The sequence below is a fragment of the Arthrobacter sp. CAN_A6 genome, from assembly GCF_015751715.1.
GTDB lineage: Bacteria > Actinomycetota > Actinomycetes > Actinomycetales > Micrococcaceae > Arthrobacter_D.
This window is the reverse complement of the sequence record NZ_JADOUV010000003.1, coordinates 371,790-391,529: the sequence shown is the minus strand read 5'-3', so window position 1 is coordinate 391,529 and position 19,740 is coordinate 371,790. Positions and strand designations below refer to the sequence as shown.

Sequence of the window (19,740 nt, the reverse complement as noted above, 5' to 3'; positions counted from 1 at the left end):
AGGGGCAGGTGAGGTGGAACACTAACGGAACGCGCCGACCTCCCGCCGATCGTTCGGGATTCGTTATCAATCCACGGACCGGGGCTGACGGGATTCAGTGGCGCAGACCGAGCACCGCACGGAGGGCCGCGGCAGCCATCACCCGCACCCCGTAGCCGATGGCACGCTCGTCGGGTGCGTAGTCACCCCGGTGGAGATCGAAGGTCTCCCCGCCGGGCGAGCGGGTCCCGAGCCTCATCATGGCGCCGGGCACTTCCTGGGTCATCCAGGCGAAGTCCTCGCCGCCCATGGACTGCGGAGTCAGCACGACGGCGTCGTCGCCCAGTTCGGCGCGCGCCGCGGCCTCGAGCAGGCCGGTCTCGGCCTCGGAGTTCACCACCGGAGGCACTCCGCGGATGTGCTCGAGCTTCACTTCGACGCCGAAGGGTGCTGCGACCTGCCGCACTGCGCTGTCCAGCAGTTCACCCGCCGATTCCCACGCTTCTCCATCGAGGCAGCGGAGTGTTCCCGACAGGAAGCCGTGTGCGGGGATGGCGTTCGGCGCGGATCCCGCGTGGATCTGGCCCCACACCACCGACACGGCGCTGCGTACATCGATGCGCCGCGAAAGGACGGCAGGCACGTTGACGGCGATGGTGGCGAGCGCGAACACGAGATCCTCGGTGAGGTGTGGTCGGGAGGTGTGCCCGCCGCGGCCGGCCAGTTCGACACGCACGGTGTCGGAGGCGGAGGTGATGGCTCCGATCCGGGTGCCCACCTGGCCTGCGTCGATGCGGGGGTCGCAGTGCAGTGCGAGGATGCGGGGGACGTCGTTCAGGATGCCCTGGGCGATGACGTCGAGGGCGCCGCCCGGCATCATCTCCTCGGCGGGCTGGAAGATCACGCGGACCGATCCGGCGAGGGGAGCCTCCTCGTGCATCGAGGCGAGGACCAGCGCCACACCCAGCATGACCGTGGCGTGGATGTCGTGGCCGCAGGAGTGGGCCACCCCGGTCGTGGCCGAGCTGTAGGGCAGGCCCGTCTCCTCGATGATCGGCAGGGCGTCGATGTCGGCCCGCAGCCCGATCCGCAACGGACCGTCGCCGATATCGACGTAGAGCCCTGTGTTCTCCAGCCTCTTCGGCGTCAGTCCTGCCTGCTCGAGGCGCTCCACCAGGCGGTCGGTGGTCCGGTGCTCCTCATAGGAGAGCTCCGGGTGCTCGTGGAGATCCCGGCGGAAGCTGATCAGTTCCTCGAGCACCGGCGCAAGCCACACGCCGACTGGGGGGACGGCTCCGTCGGAGCGAGTAGTCTGCACCGCTACAGCCTACCGGCGCGCTACAGGACGTCGGTGTCGCCGCTGGCCCGCAGGTGCTCCACCGCCTTCTTGACTTCCTGGGCGTGCTCCTTGGTGGTGACCAGCAGTGCATCCGGTGTGTCCACGATGACGACGTCCTTGATGCCGATCAGCGCGATGACCCGTTTGGTGTCCGACACCACGATGCCCGAGGCGTTCTCCGAGAACACCCTCGCGCCCTCCCCCATCACCGTGAGCTCCCGATTCTCGGTAGCCGGGTTCAACCGCCCGATCGCCGCGAAATCGCCGACGTCGTCCCAGCTGAAGGCACCAGGGATCATGGCGACATCGCCTGCGGCCGCCGCCGGTTCCGCCACAGCGTAGTCGATCGCGATCTTCGGGAGACCGGGCCAGACCCGGCGGGCCACCTCCACGCGCCGCGGGGTGTCCCAGGCGGCCGCGATCTCGGTGAGTCCCTCGTAGAGCACCGGCTCATTCGCCTCCAGGTGCTTCAGCATCAGTGCCACGGGAGCCACGAACATTCCCGCGTTCCAGCTGTAGCTTCCGCTTTCGAGGTAACCGAGGGCAACCTCCTCGGAAGGCTTCTCGACGAACTCGATGACGGCGTGCGCGCTGGGGGCACCCGGTACGTCGAGTGCGGCGCCGGCGCGGATATAGCCGAAGCCGGTGGACGGGTGGGTCGGTTCGATGCCGATGGTCACGATGTAGCCCTGCGCCGCGGTATGGATTGCTTCACGCACCGCCTCCTGGAAGACCTCGACCGGTGTGATCACCTGGTCCGCGGCGAAAGACCCCATGATGGTGTCCGGGTCCCGCTGGTGCAGGATGGCCGCCGCGAGGCCGATCGCCGCAGCGGAGTCCTTCGGCTCGCTCTCGAGCACCAGGTCCCGATCTTCGATCTCCGGCAGCTGCTTGAGCACTGCGCGCCGGTGCGCGATACCGGTCACCACCATGGTCCGCCCGCCGCACAGGGGGCGGAGGCGGTCGTAGGTGGCGCGGATCAGCGTACTTCCGGAACCCGTGAGGTCGTGGAGGAACTTCGGGGCCGCGGCGCGCGAGAGCGGCCAGAGCCTCGTACCGGTACCCCCCGCGGGTATCACGCCGTAGAACCGGTTGAGCACGCTGTCGGAGTCTTGGGCAGCAGCCCTCTCAGTAGTCATCACTTCCACGTTAACGCACGACTTCAAACGCGGCTCCAGACACCGGATGGAAGACGGCTGCATGCAGCCGTCGCAATGTAAACAACATCACAGTGTAGGAGGGCCTAAATTGAACGCGGGCGACCGTCGGCCTAGATTATCCTTATCTTATAGAGTGCTCTCGCACCGGCGTCATCCCTGCGTGGACGACATGCTAACGCCGCTGCGTCGCAGGGAGGTTATTTCAATGTCGAAGACACTGACACCAGCAGGCACCCTCTACCGCGGCCGCGAAGGCCAGTGGTCCTGGGTGGCGCACCGCATCACCGGGGTAGTGATTTTCTTTTTTCTCCTCGTGCACGTCCTGGATACATCCCTGGTGCGTGTCTCACCCGAAGCGTATGACGCGATTATTGCTTCCTACAAGAACCCCCTCATGGGACTCGGCGAGCTCGGCCTGGTCGCGGCGATCGTGTTCCACGCCTTCAACGGGCTCCGGATCATCGCCGTGGACTTCTGGAAGCAGGGGCCCCGCTACCACCGCCAGATGCTGTGGGGCGTCGTCGGCCTGTGGGCCGTCACCATGATCGCGTTCTCGATCCGCCATCTCTCGCACGTATTCGGAGGTTAGAAGCCGTGGCCGTTCCCATCATTGAAAGCCCCCGCTCAGGCAGGATCGCTCCCGAGTACTCCCGGACCGGTTCCTCCCGGGGCAACTTCGAGATGATCGCGTGGCTCTTCATGCGCCTCTCCGGCGCCATCCTCGTGGTCCTGATCTTCGTCCACCTCTGGACCAGCATGGTCGCCGGGGACGGCATCAACCAGGTCGATTTCGGTTTCGTCGCCGGCAAGTGGGCGGACCCGATCTGGCAGATCTGGGACCTCACGATGCTGTGGCTCGCAATGCTCCACGGCACCAACGGTGTCCGGGTGATCATCAACGACTACGCGGAGAAGAACTCCACGCGCATGGTGCTGAAGTCGGTCCTGTACGCATCGACCGTCGTGATCGTCGTCCTCGGCACCCTGGTGATCTTCACCTTCGATCCCTGCCCCGTGATCGACGGCGTCGCCCATGTTGCGGAGTACTGCCCCTCCTAGGCGAGCACCCTCTCGATGGCCGCGGGCCCGGTGACCCTGGTTCCGCGGGCGCACCCGCGGCACCTCGCCGTCAAACCGGTCCCTTCCCTCCCAGGCTTTCCCCGACTTTGTCTTCAACAGAAAGAGCGACCAGCATGCAGGTCCACAAGTACGACGTCGTCATCGTAGGCGCCGGCGGCGCCGGCATGCGCGCAGCGATCGAATCCGGTCAGCGCGCGCGAACGGCGGTACTGACCAAGCTTTACCCGACGCGGTCCCACACGGGCGCCGCACAGGGCGGAATGTGCGCCGCCCTCGCCAATGTCGAGGAAGACAACTGGGAATGGCACACGTTCGACACCGTCAAGGGCGGCGACTATCTGGTGGACCAGGATGCTGCTGAGATCATGGCGAAGGAAGCCATCGAAGCCGTCCTCGATCTCGAGAAGATGGGACTCCCCTTCAACCGCACTCCCGAGGGCCGGATCGACCAGCGGCGTTTCGGCGGGCACACACGCGACCACGGCAAGGCACCGGTCCGCCGCTCCTGCTACGCGGCCGACCGCACCGGCCACATGATCCTCCAGACGCTCTACCAGAACTGCGTCAAGCACAACGTCGAGTTCTACAACGAGTACTACGTACTCGACCTCCTGATGGTGGACCAGGAGGAGACGGTCGACGGCGTCACGCGCATCGCGAAACGCGTTGCCGGCGTCGTGTCCTACGACCTGGCCACCGGTGAACTCCACATCTTCCAGGCCAAGTCGGTGGTGTTCGCGTCCGGCGGCGTCGGCAAGGTCTACAAGACCACCTCGAATGCGCACACTCTGACCGGGGACGGTATGGGCATCGCCTTCCGGCGCGGCATCCCCCTCGAGGACATGGAGTTCTTCCAGTTCCACCCGACCGGCCTTGCCGGCCTCGGCATCCTTCTCTCCGAGGCAGCCCGCGGAGAGGGAGCAATCCTCCGCAACTCCGAGGGCGAACGGTTCATGGAGCGCTACGCACCGACCATCAAGGACCTGGCTCCCCGCGACATCGTGGCCCGGTCGATGGCGAACGAGGTACGCGAGGGACGTGGGGCGGGCCCCAACAAGGACTACGTCCTGCTTGACCTGACCCACCTCGAGCCCGCGCATATCGACGCGAAGCTTCCCGACATCACTGAGTTCGCACGCACCTACCTCGGTGTGGAGCCCTACACCGAGCCTGTACCGGTCTTCCCTACCGCTCACTACGCGATGGGCGGCATTCCGACGAACGTGAGGGCCGAAGTGCTCTCGGACAACAACACCGTGGTGCCGGGCCTCTACGCCGCCGGCGAGGTGGCCTGCGTGTCGGTCCACGGATCCAATCGTCTCGGCACCAACTCGCTGCTCGACATCAACGTGTTCGGGAAGCGTGCGGGCCTGGCTGCCGCCGAGTACGCGCAGACCGCCGACTTCGTGGAGATTCCTGACAACCCGCTCGCCGACACCGAGGCGCTGCTGAACACCGCGCGCAGTTCCGAAGGCGGTGAGCGCGTGGCGCTGATCCGCAAGGAACTCCAGGACATCATGGACGCCAACGTCCAGGTGTTCCGCACCGAAGAGACCCTCCTCGAAGCCCTTGCAGTGATCGATGGCCTCGAGGAGCGCTACACCCGCATTTCCGTCCAGGACAAAGGCAAGCGCTTCAACCTGGATCTCCTCGAAGCTGTGGAGCTCGGCTTCCTGCTCGATATGGCGAAAGTCATGACGGCGGCTGCCCTGCACCGTAAGGAATCCCGCGGAGGCCACTTCCGCGAGGACTATCCGGAACGCGACGACGAGAACTTCATGACCCATTCCATGGCCTACAAGGACCCGAGCGCAGTGAGAACCAGCGGCGTGCGCCTTGAGACCAAACCGGTGGTCTTCACCCGATACCAGCCCATGGAGCGTAAGTACTAATGAGCACCGAAACCGTTGAGAAAGAGCCGGCCTCGAAGGTCGAGCTGGCCCCGGGCGTGGGCGGCGGTGGGGAAATCCCTACCTTCGACATCACCCTGAAAGTACGCCGCTACAACCCCGAGGTGTCGGATGACGCCCACTGGGACGAGTGGAAGCTGACCATGTACGGCACCGATCGGGTGCTCGACGCCCTGCACAGGGTCAAGTGGGAGTTCGATGGTTCCGTCTCGTTCCGCCGCTCCTGTGCTCACGGTGTGTGCGGGTCCGATGCCATGCGCATCAACGGCCGCAACCGCCTGGCGTGCAAGACACTCCTGAAGGACCTCGACACCTCCAAGCCCATCCTCGTGGAGCCTATCAAGGGTCTTCCCGTGGAGAAGGACCTGATCGTGGACATGGAGCCGTTCTTCCAGTCCTACCGGGAGATTATGCCGTTCCTGATCAGCAAGGGCCACGAGCCCAGCGCCGAGCGGCTGCAGTCCGCCGAGGAGCGGGAGCGTTATGACGACACCACCAAGTGCATCCTGTGCGCGGCGTGTACGTCGTCGTGCCCGGTCTTCTGGACCGACGGCCAGTACTTCGGCCCGGCGGCGATCGTCAACGCGCACCGTTTCATCTTCGACTCGCGCGACGACGCTGGTGACATGCGGCTCGAGATCCTCAATGACAAGGAGGGTGTGTGGCGGTGCCGCACCACCTTCAACTGCTCGGAAGCCTGCCCGCGCGGCATCCAGGTGACGAAGGCCATTTCGGAAGTTAAGCAGGCCATCCTGACCCGCAAGGTCTAGAGGACCGGCTCCCGTTGTCGGAGTAGCCGGAAGGAGGTAGTCCACGCCAGGTGGACTACCTCCTTCTTTCATTGGCGCGTCCGTCCCGCCGTCATTTGCGGGCCGCGCGCCTGCTCTGCTGGCGCAGGGTTCCCGCCTTGGCTTCGGCGGTACTGCGCTCGGCATCCGCGGCAGCATCGGCGGCACCTACCGCGCACCACGCCGCAGCGATGAGGTAGATCTGGCTGAGGAGGAAGAACCAGATGAACAAGCCGAGGATCACGGCGAAGGGCAGGAGCAACGGGTTCCGTTCCACCCCGCTGCCCAGCAGTTGCGTGCTGAACGTGCGCAGGATGGTGCTTCCCCCTCCGGCGAGCAACGCCCCCCGGAGAAGGACGCCGCCCGGCATGTCGATCCGGGACGCGGAATGGAGGAGGATCGCTGCGACGGCCGTATCGAGCAGGATCATCACCACGAAGCCGGCGAGCTGTGTGAGGGGGCGGGCCGCCTCGGTGAGACCCAGCCACTCGAGCACGACGTCGAGCACCGTGTTCACGACCACGCCCACGCCGGTCGTGATGACGAGTACGACTCCCAGGACCAGAAGGATCCCGGCGTCCTTCACCCGGACGAGGATCGGGTGGAACCACACCGGCTCCAGCCCGAAGATGCTCCTCATGCCCTGCCGCACTCCGGAAATCCAGCCGAGCGAGGTGAAGACCATCACCGTGGTGGACACCACCAGTGCCAGCCCGTAGCCGTTCGTGGCGCCGAACAGGTCTTCTGGGCTGACCAGACCGCCCGGGCCGTCCTCGGTCCTGATCAGCCCTGGAGTGGTCGAATCGACGGTGTCGACGATGAGTTGCTGGAGCTCGGTGTTCCCGGAGATCACGAGGCCCAGAGTCGAGAAACCGACCACGAGCAGCGCGCCGATGGCGAAGAACATCCGGTACGCGACCCCTGCGGCCAGAAGCGGACCCCTGTTCCGCGTGTACAGCAGCAGCACACGCACCGGCTTCAGGGCGAAGAGCCGCGCCAGGACGACGAGGAGCCCGGCGACGCCGCGGGAACCGCGACCCGCGCCCTCCCGTCGAAGCCGCCCGAGGTTCTGGCGTGCTTCGAGGACCTTCCGGTTCAGCTCGTGGCGGTCGGTCGGCGAGGGCTGTTCAACTACCGGAGGTTTCGCTACCTTCAGTGTCTTCGCCAAAGTTCAGCTCTTCCCTTAGCTTCCACGAGCCGGACGGTTGGTGCTCGTACAGCCCCATACTACGGACCTGGAACGACGCCTCGAAGGACTCCAGTTCCTCCACGGCGGCGTCCATTCCGGCGTCACTGACGTCGTGGGCCACGGTGACATGGGGGTGGAACGGGAAATCCAGGGTTCGTTCCAACGGGCCGGCCTGCAGTTTCTCGTGGAGTCCGACGCACTCCTCGAATCCCTGGTCCACCTTGAGGAAGACCACGGGCGACACGGGACGGAAGGACCCTGTGCTCTTCAGCGTGACGGTGAAAGTGCTCTGCGCCTTCGCCACCGCACGCACATGCTCCATCGTGCCCTGCCAGTCCATGGCGGGCGTCGTGGTGATCAGCGTGATGTGGGGCGGCACCAGGACGGCCATCGGATCACCGAAGGAGGCCCTCCACTTCTCCAGCTCGGTGGCGAGCGGTTGCGGAATCGGGATGGTGATCCCCACGCAGCTCAGATCGGGCCGCTGTTCCGATTCTGCGTCGGCCGACGAGTCGAGCGGTTGGTAGGTGGAGGCGCACATCGCTAGGGCACTCCCGCGCCGGAGGTGATTCCGGCAGCAGATCGGGCAACAGTTCCGGCAACGGGGAGGAACCCGACCTTCGCGTACACGTCGGCGAGTGTTGCCGATGCGATCCCACGGGCCTTTGCCGCGCCCTTGGCCAGCAGCCGGTCGAGCTCCGCGGGGTCGGACAGCAGCTCCTGGGCACGCATCCGCACCGGACCGAGGGCCTCGACGACGACATCGGCCAGGTCCACCTTCAGATGGCCGTACATCCGGCCCTCGTAGTCGGCTTCCAGTTCGGCAATGCTGCGGCCGGAGAGGCCCGAGAAAATGGTGAGCAGGTTGGAGATGCCCGGTTTCTCGGCGGCATCGAACCGAATGCTCGTGCCGGCGTCGGTGACCGCGGACCGGATGCGCTTCGCCGTCACCTTCGGGTCGTCGAGGAGGTTGATCAGCCCGGCAGGCGACGACGCCGACTTCGACATCTTCGACGTCGGATTCTGCAGGTCGTAGATCTTCGCTGATTCCTTCTGGATGAACGGCTTCGGCACGGTGAATGCCTGCCCGAAGCGGGTGTTGAAGCGCTGGGCCAGGTCGCGGCTCAGCTCGACATGCTGGCGCTGGTCCTCCCCCACAGGCACCCCCTCGGGCTGGTACAGCAGGATATCCGCTGCCTGGAGAATGGGGTAGGTGTAGAGCCCCACGCTGGCACTGTCGGCGCCCTGCTTCGAGGCCTTGTCCTTGAACTGCGTCATGCGTGATGCCTCGCCGAAGCCCGTGATGCAGTTCAGCACCCAGGCGAGCTGGGCGTGCTCCGGAACGTGGGACTGCACGAACAGAGTCGCCTTCTCGACGTCGACTCCCCCCGCGATGTACTGGGCGGCGGTGCTGCGGGTGCGTGCTGCGAGCTCCACCGGATCCTGGGGAACAGTGATCGCGTGCAGATCCGGAATGAAGAAGACGGCGTCATAGTCCTCCTGCATGCGGACCCAGTGGACCAGTGCGCCGAGGTAGTTGCCGAGGTGGAGCGAGCCGGCGGACGGCTGCATCCCGGAGAGGATGCGCGCCCGGGCAGGGGGTGCGGGGAGGACCATATGGCTGAGTTCCATTCCCTAGATCGAATAGTCGACGACGAGCGGCGCGTGGTCGGAGAAGCGGGTGTCCCAGCTCGCCGCCCGGTCCACCACCGCGTTCACTGCGGCGTCGGAAAGGCGCTGGGTCGCAAGGTGGTAGTCGATCCGCCAGCCGACGTCGTTGTCGAAGGCCTTTCCGCGCCAGGACCACCAGGTGTAGGGACCATCGACGTCACCCGAGAGGTTCCGGTGGACATCGACGTAGCCTCCCTCCGGCGAGAAGAAGGAGTCGAAGTACTTCCGTTCCTCCGGAAGGAAGCCCGCGCTTTTCAGGTTTCCCTTCCAGTTCCGGATGTCGCGGACGGTGTGCCCCACATTCAGGTCTCCGACCACGAGGGCGTGGTCCGAGGAATTGCGCAGCGTCTGGAGGCGCGCGCTCATCGCGTCGAGGAAACGGTACTTGTCGTCCTGTTTCGGCGTACCGACGTCGCCCGAATGGACGTAGGCGCTGGCGACCGTCAGGGTGCTCCCCTTGACGGTGAAGTCGGCTTCGACCCAGCGGCCCGCCGTCGCGAAGTAGTCATCGGCGATCCCCACCCGGGTTGCGGAGAACGGCAGCCGGGATGCTATCGCCACCCCTGCCCGTCCCTTGGCTTCTGCCTCGGCGTGCACCACGTGCCAGGTATCGCCCAGCAGCGCACTGACCACCGCGTCGGGTGCCCTCACCTCCTGGAGGCAGAGGACGTCCACGTCCCTGTCGAGGAGCCAATCCTGCATGCCCCGCTTGTAGGCGGCGCGTATTCCGTTGACGTTCACGGACGCGACCCGCAGGGGTTTTTCGAAGGTATCGGAAGCGAGACTCACCTGATCAACCTTACCCCGCGGCCTCCGGTGATCGCTGTTGGACGGCATGTGCGCCGCAGCGGCCGGGGTCAATCGATGACCGTGCCCTCCACCGGACCGTCGTCGTTCCCCTTCATCATGGACCGGGCGTTATGGGAGGTGATCTCGATGGTCTCCAGGGCGCGTTCCACCATGACCTCATCGCTGCCGAGGTATTCGCGGACCACACCCACCTGGACCTGGACGATCTTGAAACTGTGGTCGAGCTTCTTGTCCCGCACGAGGGTGGCTTCGTCGAACACCCGGGCATCCTGCCCTCCAGCGGTACCCATGCCGGAACGGTGGGCCTCGTTGATCTTCACGGCTGCCCGCCGGGCGGCTGAGCGGAGGCTGAACACCACGAAACTGAACACGAGCAGCCAGCCGAGCGAGATGATCACCACCAGCCATCCGACGACGTCGTTCTCGTTCGCTGCGAAGACGACGGCGACCAGGAACACCACCAGCATGACCGCCATACCGGCACTGCCCATTCGCATACTGATTCCCCGGCCCGCCGGCCGCCCGGTGCTTCCCAATGACTGCATTCCCCCAGTCTCCCAAACAACAGGCACAATCCGTGTAGCCGTCCACCGCAGGCGAACGGTCAGGGAAATAAAAGAATTCTCCCATCCACCCATCCGTGACAGCGGTCACGCCGAAGTACCGGTACGCGCGCACCCGCAGCGCGCACCATTCGCACTATGGAGGGATTCCCGATGAACAAGAAGATGCGCTTCCTCGCAGTACCAGCCCTGGCCCTCAGCACTGTCGCTATGGCCGGCGCACCCGCCATGGCCGCCCATGACGGAACCTACTCCTCGACCCTGGGCCAGCTCAACGGCACCACCGGCTCCGGAACGATCACCCTGGACGTCACCGGCGACCAGGCCAAGGTCAAGCTGCAGGTTTCCGGTCTCGCCGAGACCTTCATGGACGCACCGTACCCCCACGTCCAGCACATCCACGGCGGAGCGCAGGGCACCTGCCCGACCCCCGCTGATGACGCCAACGGCGACGGAATCCTCAGCACCACCGACGGTGCTGCCTCCTACGGTGGAATCCTCACCACACTGACCACCTCCGGTGCAACGACCCCGGCCGAGGGCCTGAACCTCGCCCTCGGCGGCCAGGGTGGCAGCTACACCATCGACCGCACGATCACCCTCGATGAGGCCACCCAGAAGGCTCTCGCCGCCGGCACCGCCGTCGTCGTCGTCCACGGCCTGGACCCCGCCACGGCCACCGGCACTGCAGAGGCCTTCAGCGCACCCAGCGACCTGGAGCCCTCACTCCCCCTCGGTGCCACCTCACCGGCACTGTGTGGAACCCTCGTCGAGTCCCAGATGGGTGACATGCCTGCCGGCGGAGCCGACACCGGCGTCGCCCAGGAAACCGGATCCAACACCGCCATGCTCGCCCTCGGTGGCGGACTCCTCCTTGCGGCAGCAGCCGGCGGAACCTACGTCGTACGCCGTCGTAGCGCCGACGTCTGATCCCCGTCAGTAACTGACAGCTAGGTGAACCGGCCGACGCCGGGGCTTTCCCGCCCCGGCGCCGGCCGGTTTCTTCTTGAGCAGTACTCAGTCGAGCACAAGACAGAACGGGTGCCCGGCGGGGTCAAGGTAGACCCGGAACGTATCGGTTCCCGCGTCGAGGCTGACGGCGCCGAGGGCTAGGACCTTCTTCTCGGCGACATCTAGGCTGTCCACGCGGATGTCCAGGTGCACCTGCTGGGGCACGACCTGGCCCGGCCACCGGGGCGGCGTGTAATCCTCGACGCGCTGGAAGGCCAGCGCCGGTCCGTCCGGAGGCGTGCGGATGGTGATCCAGTCCGGATTGTCCTCCACCCTCGTCATGCCGAGCACCGCCTCGTAGAAGGTGGCCAGGCGGTCGGCATCGGCGCAGTCGAAGACAGTGGAAGAAACGAATCCGATCATCCTCCCAGTATGGTGCGGACCTCACCTTCCCGCCACCGTGCTTCCTGCCAGCGTCCTGCACGCCCTGATTGAAGTGCACGGCGCCCCGGTCAGGTGCCTACGTAGGCTGCGAGGTGCTTGCCGGTGAGAGTGGCGCGGGCGGCGGCGAGGTCGGCGGGGGTGCCTTCGAAGACGATTCGCCCGCCGTCGTTGCCCGCGCCGGGGCCGAGGTCGATGATCCAGTCGGCGGAGGCCATCACCGCCTGGTGATGCTCGATCACGAGAACCGACTTTCCGGAGTCGACGAGCCTGTCCAGCAGCCCGAGCAGCTGCTCGACGTCGGCGAGGTGCAGTCCGGTGGTCGGTTCGTCGAGGACATAGATGTCGCCCTTCTCCGCCATCTGGGTGGCGAGCTTGAGCCGCTGCCGCTCGCCGCCGGACAGTGTGGTGAGCGGCTGGCCGAGACTGAGGTAGCCGAGCCCGACGTCGGCGAGCCGGCCGAGGACCTTGTGTGCAGCCGGTGCGGGCGCCGCGCCGTCACCGAAGAACCCCTCCGCTTCGGCCACCGACATCGCAAGCACCTCGGCGATGTTCCTGGCTCCCAGCGTGTACTCGAGCACCGACGCCTGGAACCGCTTGCCCTCGCACTCCTCGCAGGTGGATTCGACGGTGTCCATGACGCCCAGCTCGGTGTAGATGACGCCGGCGCCGTTGCAGGCGGGGCAGGCTCCCTCGGAGTTGGAGCTGAAGAGTGCCGGTTTCACGCCGTTGGCCTTGGCGAACGCCTTGCGGATGGGGTCGAGCAGTCCGGTGTAGGTCGCCGGATTGCTCCGGCGCGAACCGCGGATCGCGCCCTGGTCGACCACCACCACGCCGTCGCGGCCGGCGACCGACCCCTGGATCAGCGAGCTCTTTCCGGAGCCGGCGACGCCGGTAAGCACGCAGAGCACTCCGAGCGGGATGTCGACGTCAACGTCTTGGAGGTTGTGCGCTGTCGCCCCGCGGACCTCCAATGTGCCGGCGGGCGAACGCACGGAGTCCTTGAACGCCGCCCGGTCGTCGAGGTGGCGGCCGGTGGTGGTGTCACTCGCCTGCAGCCCCTCCACGGTACCTTCGAAGCAGACGGTTCCACCCGCCGTGCCCGCTCCTGGGCCGAGGTCGACGACGTGGTCGGCGATCGCGATGGTCTCGGGTTTGTGTTCCACGACGAGCACGGTGTTGCCCTTGTCCCGCAGCTGCAGCAGGAGGTTGTTCATCCGCTCGATGTCGTGGGGGTGCAGGCCGATCGTGGGCTCATCGAAGACGTAGGTGACGTCGGTGAGCGACGAGCCGAGGTGGCGGATCATTTTGGTGCGCTGTGCCTCTCCACCGGACAGGGTTCCCGACGGCCGGTCGAGGGAGAGGTAGCCCAGCCCGATTCCGGCGAAGGAGTCGAGGAGGTGCTGCAGGCCTTCCAGGAGCGGCGCGACCGACGGCTCCCGGAGTGCGCGTACCCATTCGGCCAGGTCGCTGAGCTGCATTCCGCACAGGTCGGCGATGTTCCTGCCCCGAATCCTCGAGGACCTGGCTTCCCGGCTGAGCCGCGTGCCCTCGCACTCCGGGCAGGCCTGAAACGTGATGGCGCGTTCCACGAAGGCCCGGATGTGGGGCTGCATCGCGTCGACGTCCTTGGACAGCATCGACTTCTGGATCTTCGGGATCAGGCCCTCGTAGGTGAGGTTGATGCCCTCGACCTTGATCTTGGTCGGCTCCTTGTAGAGCAGGTCCTGCAACTCCTTCTTGGTGAACTTCGCGATCGGCTTGTCCATCTTGAAGCCGGCGCCGCTGAAGATACGGCCGTACCAGCCGTCCATGCTGTAGCCGGGGATCGTGAGCGCTCCCTCACCGAGCGATTTGCTGTCGTCGTACAACGCGGACAGGTCGACATCGGAGACCGACCCCATCCCCTCGCATCGCGGACACATGCCGCCGAGGTAGACCGCGTTCTGCACGACGCTCTTCTCGACCCTGCCGCCCTTCTCGGTGCTCATCACTCCGCTCGCCTTGCGCGTCGGGACGTTGAAGGAGAACGCGGTGGGGGGCCCGATGTGCGGCTGCCCGAGCCTGCTGAAGAGAATACGCAGCATCGCATGGGCGTCGGTGGCGGTGCCCACCGTGGAGCGGGGATTCGCGCCCATCCGCTCCTGGTCGACGATGATCGCCGTCGTCAGGCCTTCCAGTACATCCACGTCCGGCCGCGCCAGCGTCGGCATGAAACCCTGCACGAAGGCACTGTAGGTCTCGTTGATCATCCGTTGCGACTCCGCGGCGATCGTGCCGAACACCAGCGAACTCTTGCCCGAACCGGAGACACCGGTGAACACAGTCAACCGGCGCTTCGGGATCTCCAGGTGCACGTCCTTCAGGTTGTTCTCACGTGCACCGACCACACGGAGCACATCGTGGCTGTCGGCAGTATGCGGTGCAGGCGGCTGCCGGTCCGTGCGCGGGGCCATGCTCATCGGATCTCCATCTGTTGGGCGTCCTACCGGAGGAAGAGCTTCCGCAGCCGGACGGTGGTGAGGAACATACCGAACGCGATCATGCCCAGGAAGTAGGCCACATGGATCAGGGTTGCCGGGGTGAAGATTCCAACGCTGAGCTGGCGCAGGAGTTCAACCCCGTGCCATAGCGGCAGCGCCTGGATGAACCACTGGATCATCTGGGGGTACACGCTCAGCGGGTAGAACGTGGCCGAGAACAGGAACATCGGCAGCATGACGAAGTTGATCCACTCCATCTGCTGGAAGGTCTTCAGAAAGCTCGTGATTCCCATGCCGAAGGAAGCGAACCCGAAAGCGACCAGCACGGCTGCGGGAACCATGAGTAGCGCCCAGGGTGTGGTGATGAGGCCCATCAGCCCCATCACGGCGGTGAAGCCCGTGGCATACATCGCACCGCGAAGCAGTGCCAGGAAGATTTCACCGATGGCAACGTCCAGCGGCCCGAGCGAGGTGTAGAGCATGCCCTGGTACAGCTTCGCGAAGTTCATCTTGAAGAAGACGTTCCAGGTGCTGTCATAGACGGCGCCGTTCATCGCCGAGACAGCCAGCAGCGCGGGCGCGATATAGGCCGCATAGCTGATTTCCTGCCCTCCGGGCCCGACGACGGTTCCCACCAGCGCTCCCAGCCCCACGCCCATCGAGACCAGGTAGAGCACCGGCTCGAAGAAGCCGGACACCATGATCAGCCAGTTGCTGCTTCGCGTCGCGAGCAGCCCACGCGAGATCACGGCTCGCGCGTTCCTTGCATACAATCCGCTGAAGGGGCGGTTCACCGGCGTCACCCGGTAGTCCTCCGCTGACAACTGGTCGGTCATTTGCCCAGCCTCCGCGCATAGGTCCTCTGCGCCAGGCGCCATCCGAGGAACGCCAGCACGATCAGGTAGAGCACATGGACCAGAACGAGTCCCAGCGGCTGGGCATACCCGTAGGTCAGGGTCCGCCCCAGCTCCGTGCCGTGCCACAGCGGGGAGATCCAGCCGATCCACCGGAGGAAGACCGGAAGCGTGTCAAGCGGGAAGAAGGTTCCCGAGAAGAGGAACAGCGGCATCACGATGAACCGCATCACCAGGGCGAACTGCCCCTTGTCCTCCTCGACGCTCGCCGCGTATGCCATGAGCGGCAGGCCGAAGGACAGCCCGCACAGCACGGCCACCGGAATGGCCGCCCAACCCCAGGGCGACGGCGAGGCGCCGAAGGCCGCGACGATCGCGAAGTAGATGGCGGTGGTCAGCAGTAGCCGCAGGCCGACGGCGAGGATGTGCCCGTTGACGATCTGGTGCGTGCCGAGTGGCGAGGCATGCGGTCCGTAGTACACGCGGCGCCACTTGAATCCGTCCATGACGGGGTAGGTGAACTCGGTGGCTGCGGTCATGATCGTTGCCGAGGCCAGCAGTGCCGGAGCGAGGAAGGCGAGATATCCCACGCCGCCGAAGGCCTCCCCGGCCTGTCGGTCGACCAGGGTCGCGAGGCCCACACCCATGGCGAACAGATACATCACCGGAGTGCCGACGCTCGAGGCAAGCAGGGTCCAGCGGTAGCTGTTCATCGATCGCAGCACGTGTTCGGCGTAGTACCAGGAACCGAACTTCCGGGCACGCACGGCGGAAACAGCGGGCGCATGGGCGCGGAGGGCCGGTGCGCCCGGGGAGGTGGTCGCCGTCGTCGAACCGGCTGATCCCTCCCATGGCCGATTTCCACTCACCGAATTCCTGTTCGAAGGCTCCCTACTCAACGAGAGTCCTGCCCGTCAGCCGGAGGAACACGTCCTCGAGGGAGGAACGCCGAACCAGCGAGGTCACGGGGCGCAGCCCGCGGGAGGTGACCTCCTCGAGTGCGGCTTCGCCGTCGTGCGCATAGATCAGGATGCGGTCCGGCAGCACCTCGAGCCGCTTCCCGATGCCTCCGAGCTCCGCGGCCACCGTGGTGTTGCGCTCCGAGCCGAAGCGCAGCTCGAGCACCTCACGCGTCGAGTGCTCCTTGATGAGCCTCGCCGGGGAGCCCTCGGCCATGATGCGGCCCTTGTCCACCACCACGAGGCGGTCGCACAGCTGTTCCGCCTCGTCCATGTAGTGGGTGGTGAGGATGAGTGTGACACCGGATTCCTTGAGCCGGAACAGCCGGTCCCACAGGATGTGCCGCGCCTGCGGATCGAGCCCGGTGGTCGGTTCATCGAGCAGCAGGATCTTCGGCTCGTTGATCAGCGAACGGGCGATCGTGAGCCGGCGCTTCATGCCACCGGAGAGCGAATCCACCTTGGCGGAGGCCTTGTCGGTCAGCTGGGCGAATTCGAGGAGCTCGTCGGCCTTCGGCTTGAGGTAGCTCAGCGGGAGGCCGAAGTAACGGCCGTAGACGATCAGGTTGTCACGGACCCGCAGTTCCTCGTCGAGGTTGTCCTGCTGCGGCACGACTCCGAGGTGCGCACGCACCTCGGGTCCGTGCTGCTCGGGGTCCAGCCCCATAATCGCCAGGCTCCCCGAGGTCCGTTGGGAGACGCCGCCGATCATGCGCATCGTGGTGGACTTCCCCGCGCCGTTGGGGCCGAGGAGCCCGAACGACTCCCCCGCGGGAACCTCGAAGGAGATTCCGTCCACCGCCCGGAATTCGCCGTAGTGCTTGCTGAGGTCCCGGGCGGAGATGACCGGTTGTTCGAGGATGTTGTGTGGCACCCGCCCAGCCTAGGCCACTCGTGCGATTGGGACTAGCCAATGGGAGTCTGGTCCCGTCGTGTCGCTGCGCGGCCCGCAGGGATGCTACTGACGTTCGGCTGCCTCCACCACATTGGCCAGGAGCATCGCCCTCGTCATGGGCCCCACGCCGCCGGGATTCGGGGACAGCCAGCCGGCTACCTCCCCCGCAGCAGGTTCGACGTCACCCGTCAGCGCCGCCTTGCCCGTGGCCGGATCCTCGACCCGGCTGACGCCGACGTCGAGCACGATCACGCCCGGCTTCAGCTGAGCTGCCTTGATCATGTGCGGAATACCCGCGGCCGCGATCACGACGTCGGCCCGACCGAGATGGTCGGCGAGGTCCGCCGTTCCGGTGTGGGCGAGCGTCACCGTGGCATTGATGGCCTTCCGCGTGAGCAGCAGGCCGAGCGGGCGACCCACCGTCACGCCCCGGCCCACCACGAGGACGTTCAAACCCTTGAGTGCGACGTCGTGGCGCAGCAGCAGTTCAACGATTCCGTGCGGGGTGCAGGGCAACGGCGAGTCCATCGGTGCGTTGACGTTGAGCACGAGCTTGCCGAGGTTGGTGGGGTGGAGGCCGTCGGCGTCCTTGTCGGGGTCGATGCGCGCCAGGATGGCATTGGTGTCGAGGTGCGCGGGCAGGGGGAGCTGCACGATGTAGCCGGTGGTGGCGGGGTCGGCGTTCAGCTCGTCGATGACCGCTTCAAGCTCTTCCTGCGAGATGGTGGCGGGCAGGTCCCGCCGTACCGAGGTGATGCCCACCTGGGCACAGTCGCGGTGCTTTCCAGCCACGTACGAGTGGCTTCCGGGATCGTCCCCCACGAGGACCGTTCCAAGTCCCGGCGTGATGCCTCGCGCCTTGAGTGCACCGACCCTCTCGGCAAGCTCTTCCCGGATTCGGCCTGCTGTGGCTTTACCGTCGAGGATGCGTGCGGTGGTGGTGCTCATGGGTGGTCTCCGGTTTCAAGTTGTTCGAGAAGGAAGGCTTTCCCGCGCTCGCAGCAGCCGGTGAAGCAACACTCCGAGGCGGGGATGTCATATGCAGTCGATGCCGCCGCCCGCGAGGCCGGCGCGCCTGCCGGAACGTCGTCTACCATTCCTCCTGGCCCGGGTACAACGGGAAGTCCACCGTGAGGGCGGTCACCCTTGCGCGGAGTGCTTCGATGTCGGCCGCCGGAATCAGGGCGCCCGCGATGATGTCCCCCACCTCCGTGAACTCGGCCGCCCCGAAACCGCGGGTGGCCAGTGCCGGCGTTCCGATGCGCAGCCCCGAGGTGACCATCGGCGGGCGTGGATCGAACGGGACGGCGTTGCGGTTGACGGTGATTCCGACCGAGTGGAGGAGATCCTCTGCCTGCTGGCCGTCGAGGACCGAGTTCCGCAGGTCGACAAGCACGAGGTGCACGTCGGTACCGCCGGTCAGCACCGAGACGCCGTGCTCTGCGACGTCGGACGCGGTAAGGCGCTCCGCGATGATCCTGGCGCCCTCGAGGACGCGGTCCTGGCGCTCCTTGAATTCAGGCGAACCGGCGATCCTGAACGCTGTCGCCTTGCCCGCGATCACGTGCATGAGGGGGCCGCCCTGCTGGCCGGGGAACACATTGGAGTTGATCTTCCTGGCCCACTCCTTCTTCGCCAGGATGACGCCGGACCGCGGACCGGCGAGGGTCTTGTGCACGGTCGAGGTGACGACATCGGAGTACGGAACCGGGTTGGGGTGCACACCGGCAGCGACCAGGCCCGCGAAGTGGGCCATGTCGGTCCACAGGAGTGCGCCCACCTCATCGGCGATGGACCGGAACGCGGCGAAGTCCAGCTGACGCGGATAGGCGGACCAGCCGGCGATGAGAACCTGCGGCTTCTCCCTCAGCGCCTGCTCACGCACGCGCTCCATGTCGAGCCGGTGGGTGTCCTCCTCGACACCGTAGGCAGCAACCTCGTAGAGCTTGCCCGAGAAATTCAGCTTCATGCCGTGCGTCAGGTGGCCGCCGTGCGCCAGCGAGAGGCCCATGATCTTGTCGCCGGGCTGAATCATGGCGGAGAGCGCCGCGGCGTTGGCCTGCGCACCGGAATGGGGCTGGACGTTGGCGAACTCGGCGCCGAAAAGGGACTTCACGCGCTCGATCGCGAGGTTCTCCGCGACATCGACGTGCTCGCAGCCGCCGTAGTAGCGGCGTCCCGGGTAGCCCTCCGCGTACTTATTGGTGAGCACGGACCCCTGGGCCTCGAGGACCGCGCGGGGAGCGAAGTTCTCCGAGGCGATCATCTCCAGGGTGTCGCGCTGGCGGGCCAGCTCATCCCGGAGCACTGCCGCGATCTCGGGATCCACCTCGGCCAGTGGCGCATTGGTCACTGAATCGGTCACCCGGTTCAGTGCGGGTGTCGATAAGGGCGAAGTGGTCACGTATTGATCCTTCTGTGGGAGTCGCGAGCGTCGGTCAGCCGTCCGCAATACCGAGCACATCCGGCGTCGGCTGTTCGCCTCGAGCCGGATCCGGCGCCTCTCATGCTAGCCGCAGGGCAACCCCTGCCGCCACTGGGAACCCCGGCATGACGGGCGGTGACGCGGCGTGCGTCGGAATAGCGCGGCGGCCGAGGAGGTTCAATCGGAAGTGGCAGAACGCCAGGCACGGAGCCGGGGCACACGTCAGGGAATCGAGGAAGAACC

Annotated in this window: 19 protein-coding genes; 5 read left to right on the top strand and 14 right to left on the bottom strand. The window is 66.0% G+C overall.

The window, feature by feature from the left end:
• Window positions 1–94 precede the first annotated feature (94 nt).
• The gene (locus tag IWX75_RS08060) at window positions 95–1,297 is read right to left on the bottom strand and encodes an amidohydrolase (RefSeq protein ID WP_196821716.1); all 1,203 of its coding nucleotides are present in this window, start codon (window positions 1,295–1,297) and stop codon (window positions 95–97) included.
• 20 nt (window positions 1,298–1,317) lie between these two features.
• Entirely contained in the window at window positions 1,318–2,457 is a 1,140-nt protein-coding gene (locus IWX75_RS08055; RefSeq protein WP_196821715.1) for a mannose-1-phosphate guanylyltransferase, read from the bottom strand.
• Window positions 2,458–2,683: 226 nt separating this feature from the next.
• On the opposite strand from IWX75_RS08055, the gene sdhC reads away from it, so the two are divergent.
• The 4 genes from sdhC to IWX75_RS08035 all read left to right on the top strand — a co-directional run bounded on the left by sdhC (window position 2,684) and on the right by IWX75_RS08035 (window position 6,238).
• Complete coding sequence (sdhC, locus tag IWX75_RS08050; RefSeq protein ID WP_196821714.1) at window positions 2,684–3,067, top strand: succinate dehydrogenase, cytochrome b556 subunit; 384 nt, start codon at window positions 2,684–2,686, stop codon at window positions 3,065–3,067.
• Between the two features lie 5 nt (window positions 3,068–3,072).
• Window positions 3,073–3,537, top strand: a complete 465-nt coding sequence (locus IWX75_RS08045) for a succinate dehydrogenase hydrophobic membrane anchor subunit (protein WP_196821713.1) — start codon at window positions 3,073–3,075, stop codon at window positions 3,535–3,537.
• A 134-nt stretch (window positions 3,538–3,671) separates the two neighbouring features.
• Window positions 3,672–5,450 (top strand): succinate dehydrogenase flavoprotein subunit, encoded by a 1,779-nt coding sequence (sdhA, locus tag IWX75_RS08040; protein WP_196821712.1) that lies wholly within the window; start codon window positions 3,672–3,674, stop codon window positions 5,448–5,450.
• On the top strand, window positions 5,450–6,238 hold the full coding sequence (locus IWX75_RS08035) for a succinate dehydrogenase iron-sulfur subunit (RefSeq protein WP_196821711.1): 789 nt from the start codon (window positions 5,450–5,452) through the stop codon (window positions 6,236–6,238). The genes sdhA and IWX75_RS08035 overlap by 1 nt, the downstream gene beginning before the upstream one ends.
• Window positions 6,239–6,329: 91 nt before the next feature.
• Here IWX75_RS08035 and IWX75_RS08030 read toward each other — a convergent pair whose 3' ends face one another.
• From IWX75_RS08030 to IWX75_RS08010, 5 genes are all read right to left on the bottom strand, one after another.
• Window positions 6,330–7,424 carry a YihY/virulence factor BrkB family protein gene (locus IWX75_RS08030; RefSeq protein WP_196821710.1) on the bottom strand — a complete coding sequence of 365 codons (1,095 nt, stop codon included), beginning with the start codon at window positions 7,422–7,424 and terminating at the stop codon, window positions 6,330–6,332.
• Complete coding sequence (locus IWX75_RS08025) at window positions 7,384–7,986, bottom strand: 2'-5' RNA ligase family protein (RefSeq protein WP_196821709.1); 603 nt, start codon at window positions 7,984–7,986, stop codon at window positions 7,384–7,386. The genes IWX75_RS08030 and IWX75_RS08025 overlap by 41 nt, the downstream gene beginning before the upstream one ends.
• Before the next feature lie 2 nt (window positions 7,987–7,988).
• The gene (gene trpS, locus IWX75_RS08020) at window positions 7,989–9,077 is read right to left on the bottom strand and encodes a tryptophan--tRNA ligase (protein WP_196821708.1); all 1,089 of its coding nucleotides are present in this window, start codon (window positions 9,075–9,077) and stop codon (window positions 7,989–7,991) included.
• A gap of 3 nt (window positions 9,078–9,080) precedes the next feature.
• Window positions 9,081–9,905 (bottom strand): exodeoxyribonuclease III, encoded by an 825-nt coding sequence (locus IWX75_RS08015; protein ID WP_334684181.1) that lies wholly within the window; start codon window positions 9,903–9,905, stop codon window positions 9,081–9,083.
• 68 nt (window positions 9,906–9,973) lie between these two features.
• Entirely contained in the window at window positions 9,974–10,471 is a 498-nt protein-coding gene (locus IWX75_RS08010; RefSeq protein ID WP_196821707.1) for a hypothetical protein, read from the bottom strand.
• A 171-nt stretch (window positions 10,472–10,642) separates the two neighbouring features.
• Between IWX75_RS08010 and IWX75_RS08005 the strand changes: the two genes are divergently transcribed.
• On the top strand, window positions 10,643–11,419 hold the full coding sequence (locus IWX75_RS08005; protein ID WP_196821706.1) for a CHRD domain-containing protein: 777 nt from the start codon (window positions 10,643–10,645) through the stop codon (window positions 11,417–11,419).
• 87 nt (window positions 11,420–11,506) lie between these two features.
• Here IWX75_RS08005 and IWX75_RS08000 read toward each other — a convergent pair whose 3' ends face one another.
• From IWX75_RS08000 to glyA, 7 genes are all read right to left on the bottom strand, one after another.
• On the bottom strand, window positions 11,507–11,863 hold the full coding sequence (locus IWX75_RS08000; protein WP_196821705.1) for a VOC family protein: 357 nt from the start codon (window positions 11,861–11,863) through the stop codon (window positions 11,507–11,509).
• An 89-nt stretch (window positions 11,864–11,952) separates the two neighbouring features.
• On the bottom strand, window positions 11,953–14,343 hold the full coding sequence (locus tag IWX75_RS07995) for an ATP-binding cassette domain-containing protein (protein ID WP_196821704.1): 2,391 nt from the start codon (window positions 14,341–14,343) through the stop codon (window positions 11,953–11,955).
• 23 nt (window positions 14,344–14,366) lie between these two features.
• Complete coding sequence (locus tag IWX75_RS07990) at window positions 14,367–15,200, bottom strand: ABC transporter permease (protein ID WP_196821703.1); 834 nt, start codon at window positions 15,198–15,200, stop codon at window positions 14,367–14,369.
• Window positions 15,197–16,087 carry an ABC transporter permease gene (locus tag IWX75_RS07985; protein ID WP_196821702.1) on the bottom strand — a complete coding sequence of 297 codons (891 nt, stop codon included), beginning with the start codon at window positions 16,085–16,087 and terminating at the stop codon, window positions 15,197–15,199. The genes IWX75_RS07990 and IWX75_RS07985 overlap by 4 nt, the downstream gene beginning before the upstream one ends.
• A 22-nt stretch (window positions 16,088–16,109) precedes the next feature.
• Window positions 16,110–17,051, bottom strand: coding sequence for an ABC transporter ATP-binding protein (locus IWX75_RS07980; RefSeq protein WP_196821701.1), 942 nt, complete (start codon window positions 17,049–17,051; stop codon window positions 16,110–16,112).
• Window positions 17,052–17,135: 84 nt separating this feature from the next.
• Complete coding sequence (locus IWX75_RS07975) at window positions 17,136–18,020, bottom strand: bifunctional methylenetetrahydrofolate dehydrogenase/methenyltetrahydrofolate cyclohydrolase (protein WP_196821700.1); 885 nt, start codon at window positions 18,018–18,020, stop codon at window positions 17,136–17,138.
• A 142-nt stretch (window positions 18,021–18,162) separates the two neighbouring features.
• The gene (gene glyA, locus IWX75_RS07970; protein ID WP_334684180.1) at window positions 18,163–19,476 is read right to left on the bottom strand and encodes a serine hydroxymethyltransferase; all 1,314 of its coding nucleotides are present in this window, start codon (window positions 19,474–19,476) and stop codon (window positions 18,163–18,165) included.
• Window positions 19,477–19,740 lie beyond the last annotated feature (264 nt).